This window comes from Endozoicomonas sp. SESOKO4 (assembly GCF_024606275.1).
The window spans coordinates 1-4748 of sequence record NZ_JAHHPS010000059.1; the positions used below are offsets into that span (position 1 = coordinate 1).

2 protein-coding genes are annotated in these 4748 nt (G+C 51.2%); both read right to left on the reverse strand.

Going from position 1 to position 4748, the window contains the following annotated elements; translation table 11 throughout:
- Nucleotides 1-2152: hypothetical protein (locus tag KDK16_RS01075; protein ID WP_257252573.1), on the reverse strand; the 2152-nt coding region annotated here is incomplete at its 3' end.
- A gap of 11 nt (nucleotides 2153-2163) precedes the next feature.
- Nucleotides 2164-4748, reverse strand: a 2585-nt coding sequence (locus KDK16_RS01080) for a hypothetical protein (protein ID WP_257252577.1), incomplete at its 5' end; no start/stop codon positions are given.

A 4748-nucleotide genomic window follows, 5' to 3' on the forward strand; every position in this document is an offset into this window, starting at 1 on the left:
TCGGGCTGTCTTTAACGGCCTCGTCGCAGCCCGGCTGCCAACCCACTTTCAGGCAGGGCATGGTCATGAAGGTTTTTAATTCCGACTCTGTCGGGAAGCCTTTGCCATTATGCATGGAGGCAATGAGCCTTAGCAGCATTCGGTCGATCGGATTGCCTTTAACGGCCTCGTCATTGCCCGACTGCCAGCCCACTTTAAGACAAGGCATACTCACAAACGCTTTCACTTCCGGCCCTGTCGGAAAACCTCTGCCATTATGCATGGAGGCAATGTTCTTAATCAGCTCCCAGTCGATTGGGTTGTCTTTAACAGCCTCATCAAGGCCCGGCTTCCAGCCCTCTTTCAGGCAAGGTATGGTGATGAAGGCTTTTACTTGCTCTTGCGTCGGGAAGTCTCTGCCACAATGCATGGTGGTAATATGCATGAGCAGCTTTCGGTCGACCGGATTGTCTTTAACCGCCCTGTCGCGGTCCGGCCGCCAGCCCTCTCTCAGGCAAATCATAGAGATGAACGCTTTCACTTTCGCTTCTTTCGGGAAACCTTTGCCATTATTCATAGAAGCAATATTCTTCACTAGCCCCCAGTCGATCGGGCTGTCTTTAACGGCCTCGTCATTACCCGGCTGCCAGCCCTCTCTCAGGCAAAGCATGCTAAGAAACGCCTCCACTTGCTCTTTTGTCGGAAATCCTTTGCCATTATTCATGGAGGAAATGCGTATGAGCAGTTCCCGGTTGATCGGTTTGCCACGAACGGCTTCGTCATGGCCGGGTTCCCAGCCCTCTTTCAGGCAAGGCATGTTCATGAAGGCTTCTAACTGCTCCTTCGCAGGGAAGCCTCTGCCACTGTTCATAGAGGCAATATGCGCAACCAGTTCCCAATCGATCGGTTTGTCTTTAACCGCCTCGTCGAGGCCCGGCTGCCAATCCATTTTCAGGCAAGGAATGGTGATGAAGGCTTTCACCTGAGGCTCTGACGGAAAACGTCTGCTATTGTTCATGGAAGCGACATGCCTGAGCAGCCTCCGGTTAATCGGGTTGTTTTGAACCTCTTCATCATTGCCCGGTTGCCAGCCTTCTCTCAGGCAGGGCATGGTGATGAAGGCTTTCACTTGTTCCTCTGTCGGGAACCCTTTGCCATTATTCATGGAGGAAATGTGCACGAGCAGCTCCCGGTCGATGGGGTTGTCCTGAACGGCCTCATCGTTGCCTGGTTGCCAGCCTTTTTTCAGGCAAGCGATGTTCATAAAGTCATCCACTTCGCCTATGGTCGGGAAGCCTCTGTTATTGCGCATAGAAGAAATCTGTTTCAGGAATGGATGTCCGGCAACAGCTTGAATCTCATGATCATTTTTATTTGCAAAGCGCTCTATATGACGCGGCCATCTCAACATGCTTGAGAGACAGCCGGTGTTTTTAATTTGATCCGTATTGACCGCCGAAAAGAAGACCGTCGCCTTGGCAAAAAACGCTGAGAGAAGCTCAGCTTGCTTAATAACACTCAATGTTTCCAATTTGGCAAAAAGGGTGGGAAATGGAGGGTTACTTCTGTTGTAGGATAATCCGATCTTTCTCCTGCGGAGGGTTTTCAGCAGTTTTTTGGCACTTTGGACCACGCTTCTCACAGCCTGGGCTGTATCCGGGTTGCTATCGTTGTAGTGGTTCTTCAACACTGCCTGATGTTTAGGTGAAAACACCGAGAGAATTTCAGGAGGGATTTCTGAAGCGTCTTCAAAATCTTCATCTTCTATTTCACCGGTGACAGGGGTCATACTGTCACTGGCGGGTGGTGGAGTTTCTGATTCCGGTTCGATTACAGCCATTGGCTGAGGCTCTTCGTCAGCCGTTATAACCGATTCAGTTTCCAATGGATCTTGTGTGGACTGAACTGCGAAGGAAGAGACCACACGCCAGAGACCCTCATCAACACGCCGTAGCTTTATGGGGGGAATGTGAGATGGTTCAAAGGCCTGTTGATGCTGCAATATATTGGAGGCACTGGCTGCCGGTTCAGCCTGACGCCCTGTCCGGGTGTGCTTTCTTTTTGGTTTTTGAGCGCCTTTTTTTTGAGAGCCCTCTTTTTGAGAACCATTACTCACCGAAGCCCCATCGTCCAAAGGTGGCGGCGTAGATCCATCTATTGGGGGTAATGGCACGTAAACTCTCCCTATTCGTCCAGTGGGTCATCCTCAAATAGCCATTCATTCAGCCCAAGCAAATCTTGCTTTTTACCCTCATAGGCTTTGTACCAGTCGAGCTGTGTCACCAAATCAACCCTATCGCTCATTTTTTTGATCACAGTGAGTAGCTGGTTTGGACTCATCTGGTGGCGAAAAAGTTCCAGCATTTCAAGTTCTGTTTCCTCCAGCACCTGAAAACGATTCAATGCGTCTATCACCGCGTCCATCGCCGTTGCAAAATAACTCTGGCTGACAGCAGCCTCATCTGTACCTTCTGTCAGTCTTGCGGTGACGGCGTTTTTTAAGCTCTCCGGAGCCTCTTCCACCTGCCGTTGAATAACCGGAGCCAACGCCCTGCACAATCGGGTGGTGAGCTGACCAAGATTGGCGTAGTGCTCCAGTGACGCCCAGACTGCGGGTTTTAATGGCAAGCCTGACTTGATAATGCTGAGAATGGCACTGGGTGCCAGCGGCTTCGCTTTTTCATTAAGGGTCTCACGGACGCTTGCGCTATTGCGTGGCAGTCTCTCATCTCGCTGGATGACATAGAGTTCCCGCTCATCCTGTGGAGGCTTGTACCACTGTTCGGTGAAGTCTTTGGCCTCGAAAAATGTTCTTAGCTGTTCCAACGACCAGTTTTTGATCATAAAACCGTTACCCACGAGACTGAATTCCGGTTTTGGCAATACAATGCTTCTGTCGTTAGAAAGCACCGTCAGCCGGTTCTTTTCAAACTTATATTCTGGCGCCTGTTCAAGCTCAATCAGCAGGGCAACGATAAAGTACCACAGCCGCTTTTGTCCCGGCATGAGCGCATCACCGTTGATAATGACTCCTTTGCCATCGGCACTGGCCTCCTGCGATGAAAAGCATAGATCCGGTATCTGTTCGTGGTCAGTCAGGTAATAGTGTGCCAGCAGCAGCCCTTCCAGTAGCAGCTCCTGTTGTTTTACATTGAGGGTGTGAGTGCTCTGCCGGGCAATACAGGCTTCCAGGAAATCCTGCATTTTTTGCGGCTTGAATGTCTGGTGTATCAAGTACAGTTGGCGGACAGAAGGCACCGTTTCGAAGAAGCTGTCGAGCTTTTCTACGTACCCTGAGCGTTTAGCCTCTGGCTGCGACCAGAGAATCTCCAACACCCTGGCTTTACTCAGTGTCAGAGAACATCGCTGATTCAGTTTTTGCCTCAGTGGCTCCAATGCCACCCATTGCAGTTTGTTCGGGGCAGGATTCAGCTTTCTGCACAGTGTAATGTAATCCAGACACTCGGATTCAGGCAGCTGCGTCAGGGCAAACTTAACGTTATCCAGAGGAGCGTAAATTGAGAGCGCCCTGGCCAGTACGTTCTGGTCTTGCTGGTTTTCATGATGTCTTGCCAGCCATAAGCGTGCGCCCGCGCCACCATGATGGAAGAGCATGGGTATCAGCGATGCCAGGGCATAAAGCACCTGCGTTCTTTCACTGCGGTCATCTGTGAAAGCGGTCAGGTATTGTTCAAGTTCCGCAATGGTCATGCGCCACTTTGGAGGAGCAGAGCAGAACAACGCCAGGGCTTTTAGGGTCTCCCCAATCGTCATACGCCACTTTTGGGGGATTGAACTGAACAACGGCAATGTATTCATTGCATCGTCTTCTTCCAGCTCATCCTCTCCATCACTGATGTCGTCGTCACTCTCTGTGGATAGCCCTGGAAGATCAGGAAGATATTGACGGATGCTTCTCTCATTGGCAGCCAACTCCTTTTGTTCAGGCAATCCGGAAGCTGCAAACACCCTGCTGGCCATCTTCAGGCAATGTTTCTTGTTCTTCACAGGCAACCACTGAACAAAAGCGATTACCTTCGCCTCCACCGGGAAGCCTCTACTATTACATATGCTGGCAATATAAATGAGCAGCTCCCGGTTGATGGGGTTGTTCTGAACGGCTTCATCGAAACCCTTCCTCCAGCCCTCTTTCAGACAGGACATAGACATAAAGACTTCCACCTGTCTCTTCGTCGGGAAGCCTCTGCCATTATTCATGGAAGCAATGTGCACTAACAGCTCCCTGTCGATAGGCTTGTCTTTAACAGCCTCGTCCCGGCCCGGCTGCCAACCCTCTTTCAGGCAGGCCATAGAGACAAAGGCTTCCACCTGCTCCCTGGTCGGGAAGCCTTTGCCATTGTTCATGGAGGCAATGTTCCTGAGCAGTTCCCAGTCGATGGGCTTGTCTTTAACGGCCTCGTCCCGGCCCGGCTGCCAGCCCTCTTTCAGACAGGACATAGAGATAAAGGCTTCCACCTGCTCCTTCGTCGGGAAGCCTTTGTCATGACGCATGGAAGCAATGCGCATGAGCAGTTCCCGGTTGACCGGGTTGTTTTGAACGGCTTCATCAAGGCCCGGCTGCCAGCCCTCTCTCAGGCAGAGCATAGAGATAAAGGCTTCTACCTCCTTCTTCGTCGGGAAGCCTTTGCCATGATTTATGGAGGCGATGTGAGTGATCAGTTCCCGGTCAATCGGGTTGTCTTGTAACGCCCTATCATTGCCCGGCTGCCAATCTACCCTGAGGCAAAGCATCGACATGAAGGCTTTTA